Genomic DNA, 3,391 nt, shown 5'->3' with positions numbered 1-3,391 from the left:
CACTTGACCGGCGTCACGCAGCGAGAGCATGCTGACGAACAGAGAGACTTTGACTGGTATCTCCATTTTCTTCCGCGCTTAGGACGTTGTCGGAAACAATCATGTCCGGCTTGCCACGCCGGCTGATCAGATCGGTCAGTTCACGTGCCACCCGGCGACCGGAGATCGATGTATCCGGGATGGCTGCCAGACACTCTCGCGTGACGTCATCGACGATGTTGAGCACCCTGAACCGCCGACCGCAGGCGAACTGGTCATGCACGAAGTCGAGCGACCAGCGCGCATTCGCTCTCGCCTCGACCAGGATTGGTGCTCTCGTGTCCACTGCTCGCCGCCGTGCCCGGCGCTTGCGAACCGTCAGCTCTTCCTCGCGGTAGAGCCGATAGATGCGGTTGATGCCAGACGGTTCGCCCTCCCGCCGCAGCAGGATGAACAGCCGCCGATAGCCAAAACGTCGGCGCTCCTTGGCAAGGTCGCGTAGCCGGCCGCGCAGTTCGGTCTCTGGCGGACGGCAGGACTGGTAGCGGATCATCTTGCGATCGGCACCGACGAAGGAACAGGCCCGACGCTCCGACAGGCCCATGACGGCCTGCAGATGCGCGACGGCTTCGCGCTTGGCGGCGGGCCCTACCATTAATGGGATGGTCCGCCTCGTCCTCCTGCCGCATCATGAGGCGGTCAAACCAAAGGAGGTTGCTATGCCTAAACGCAATGCGCCGCGTCCCGCAGCGGTCTATGGGATTGATCTTGGTAAGAACATCTTCCACGTCGTCGCGTTAGGGAGCGACGGCACGGTTGTTCAGCGGGTTAGGTTCCGACGGGACACGTTGCTTCAATTCTTCCAGCGGGCAGCACCGGCGATTGTGGGGATGGAATCCTGCGCAGGGTCTCAGTGGGTCGCGAGGAAGATCCAGACGCTCGGTCACAAGGTTCGGCTGATCCCTGCCCAATTTGTGAAGCCTTACGTAAAGTCGAACAAGAGTGACATCATTGACGCGGAGGCAATCGCCGAGGCCGCCACGCGACCAACGATGCGATTTGCTGCACTCAAGACTGAGGCGCAGGCCGACCTACAAGCCTTGCACCGGGTGCGTGACCAAATGATCGGCACGCGAACCCGCCTGATCAACCAGATGCGCGCTTTTTGCCTCGAATACGGTGTCGCGTTACGTCAGGGTGCAGGACTGTTCAAGCTCGACCTGCCCGAGGCTCTCAAGGATCCAACTAACGATCTTTCGCCCGCAATGCGCAAACTGCTCAGCGAACTGTTTGCCGACCTGCGTCAGTTGGAAACGCGGATTGCTGACGTGACACGCGAGATCGAAGCGATCGCTGATCGAGAGGATGCTGCACGACGGCTGATGACAATCCCCGGAGTCGGAGCTCTCGGTGCGACAGCATTGCTTGCTGCTGTTGGAAACGGCAGACAGTTCCAGAAAGCTCGCGATCTGGCCGCATGGCTGGGCCTTGTACCGCGAGAATACTCGACGGGAGGGAAGCAAAAACTCCTCGGCATCAGCAAGCGAGGTAATCGATACGTCCGTAAACTGCTGGTCCATGGTGCGCGATCCTGCTTCAGACACCTCGATCGAACAAAGGATCGGCTGGGAAGATGGCTGGATGGTCTCCAAGCCCGAATGCACGCGAACAAAGCTGTTGTCGCACTTGCCGCAAAAATGGCCCGGATCGTCTGGGTCGTCCTGACCAAGCCGGGAGCACTCTACGAGCGCAGAGATCCTGTATTCGCCTGATGCTCCTGGTTCGATTGCAAGGCTCGGGAATAGTGATGACGAAACAGTGGATCAACATGCCGTAAGCCCTGTGCAAAAAAGCGGGCTTCGTGCCCGAACCATTTATTGGGAACGGCGTGTGCGGATCTCATCATGGCCTGGCTGCAATCGCAGTCCGCTCGCGAGAGGCCGGATACATTTATGCAACTGGAATCGTCATTTACTATGTCGCGAACCCTTGCACGGACGGGGCGGACCATACATTTTTTGACAGAAGCTCCTTCAGTGCCGCCGCTTCCAGCATCTGGTCGGCCAGCAGCTTCTTCAGCTTCGCATTCTCGTCTTCCAGAGCCTTCAGGCGCTTGGCGTCGGAGACGTCCATCCCGCCATACTTCGCCTTCCAGTTATACAGCGTTGCCTCGCTGACTCCGTGCTTGCGGGCAAGATCTCCTGCCTTCGCTCCCGCCTCGTGCTCCCGCAGCACCGCGATGATCTGTTCTTCCGTGAACCGCTTTCGCTTCATCTGTCCGTCCTTCAATCGAGGCCGGACTCTAACTCCAGGTGGAGGAAAAACTCAGTGGCACGTCAACGGCTGCGGGGCAGCTCAGGTCAGGTGAACATTGGCACCAACCTTTTTCTCGCTGGCATTTCCGGCTCTTCGGTCGCTGATGCGTCGGCAACAGGCGCGCTGCTTATCCCCGAGATGAAGAAGGAGGGTTATTCCGGCGCGTTCGCCGGAGCGCTCACCGCGACCGCCGCGCTGCTCGGCCCGATTCTGCCGCCGTCGATTCCCCTCATCATCTACGGCGTCATTGCCGAGGTCTCGATCATGAAGCTGTTCGTCGGCGGTTTCTTCCCGGCGATGATGATCGTGATTGCGCTGGTGATTTTCGTTGATTGGTACGCGCGCAAGCACGACTTGCCGCGGCGCGGGCGCCAGAGCGGCACCGAGATCTGGCGCAAATTCCGTGTGTCCGTTTGGGCGATGTCTATGCCCCTCCTGCTGATCATCGGCGCGCGTGGCGGCTTCTTCACCGTAACCGAGATCGGCGCCGTGCTCGTCGTCTACGCGATCTTTGTCGGCTGGGTGATCCACCGCGAGTTTCGCTGGAGCAGTTTCCCGGCGATCCTCAAAGAGGCCGGAATGCAGACTGCCAACATCATGCTGGTGGTTTCCGCTTCCTCGTTCGTCGCATTTCTACTCGTAGTGCATGGCGTGCCAAAGGACCTGTCGCGCTGGATTGAGGCGGCCCAGCTTTCACCCGTTGCCTTCTTGCTGATGATCAATGTCGTCCTTTTGGTCGCAGGTGCCTTCCTCGATTCCACGCCCGCGACGATCATCATCGTGCCGATCGTCTTGCCCTCGGCAATCGCTCTGGGCATCGACCCGATCCATTTTGGTCTTGTCGTGGTGCTCAACCTGATGATCGGTCTGATCCATCCGCCGATGGGCCTCAACCTCCTGATCGCTCAGTCGATCGCAAAGGAGCCAATGGAGGCAATCCTCAAGGAGAGCATCCCGCTGCTCGGGATCATGTTGCTGATCCTGCTGCTGGTCACATTCATCCCGGCAACAGTCTTGTGGTTGCCGAACGCCGTGGGGATGTGATGCCGATTTGAGCAGCGGATCGCATCGGGTTGGTGATCTAATCCTACTGAAC

General features: G+C 59.3%; 2 protein-coding genes and 2 pseudogenes. 2 read left to right on the top strand and 2 right to left on the bottom strand.

The annotated features are described in order from the left end of the window. Window positions 1–85: 85 nt before the first annotated feature. A pseudogene (locus L610_RS18675) lies at window positions 86–634 on the bottom strand (DDE-type integrase/transposase/recombinase); the annotation flags it as partial. Window positions 635–698: 64 nt separating this feature from the next. Between L610_RS18675 and L610_RS18670 the strand changes: the two are divergent. Next, window positions 699–1,751, top strand: a complete 1,053-nt coding sequence (locus tag L610_RS18670; RefSeq protein ID WP_144706908.1) for an IS110 family transposase — start codon at window positions 699–701, stop codon at window positions 1,749–1,751. 238 nt (window positions 1,752–1,989) lie between these two features. Here L610_RS18670 and L610_RS18665 read toward each other — a convergent pair. Next, window positions 1,990–2,253, bottom strand: a pseudogene (locus L610_RS18665) (transposase); the annotation flags it as partial. A gap of 54 nt (window positions 2,254–2,307) precedes the next feature. Here L610_RS18665 and L610_RS18660 point away from each other — a divergent pair. Further along, window positions 2,308–3,339, top strand: coding sequence for a TRAP transporter large permease (locus L610_RS18660; RefSeq protein ID WP_186441616.1), 1,032 nt, complete (start codon window positions 2,308–2,310; stop codon window positions 3,337–3,339). Window positions 3,340–3,391: the final 52 nt, after the last annotated feature.

It is taken from the genome of Aminobacter sp. J44, from assembly GCF_007829415.1.
In the GTDB taxonomy this organism is placed as follows: domain Bacteria; phylum Pseudomonadota; class Alphaproteobacteria; order Rhizobiales; family Rhizobiaceae; genus Aerobium.
This window is presented reverse-complemented; position numbering and strand designations above follow the sequence as displayed.